This window comes from Paenibacillus sp. GYB006 (genome assembly GCF_036577645.1).
Lineage (GTDB): Bacteria > Bacillota > Bacilli > Paenibacillales > Paenibacillaceae > Paenibacillus.
This window is the reverse complement of the sequence record NZ_JARBDA010000091.1, coordinates 1-284: the sequence shown is the minus strand read 5'-3', so window position 1 is coordinate 284 and position 284 is coordinate 1. Positions and strand designations below refer to the sequence as shown.

Below are 284 nucleotides of genomic sequence, written 5' to 3'. Positions count from 1 at the left end.
CCCGGATCAAAGCTTGCGTACAGCTCCCCGAGGCAGTATCGTTGTTCGCCACGTCCTTCATCGGCTCCTAGCGCCTAGGCATCCTCCGTGTGCTCTTAATAGCTTAACCATATTGTTCGGTGTTTTGTCTCCTTCGCTCCACTTGTTTTGCTTACGCAAAGCCAAAAGTCGCTCACGATCCAAAAACCTCACTCAGCAATCTATTAATCTTCACTTGTTTAACACAAGTTCAGCTTAAAGGATATTTCTAAAATCGCAAAATTGTTTCGTTATCTAGTTTTCAA

The 284-nt window shown here is 44.0% G+C and carries 1 rRNA gene; it reads right to left on the bottom strand.

Going from position 1 to position 284, the window contains the following annotated elements:
• Nucleotides 1-109 (bottom strand): 23S ribosomal RNA (locus PV403_RS25135); the annotation flags it as partial.
• Nucleotides 110-284: the final 175 nt, after the last annotated feature.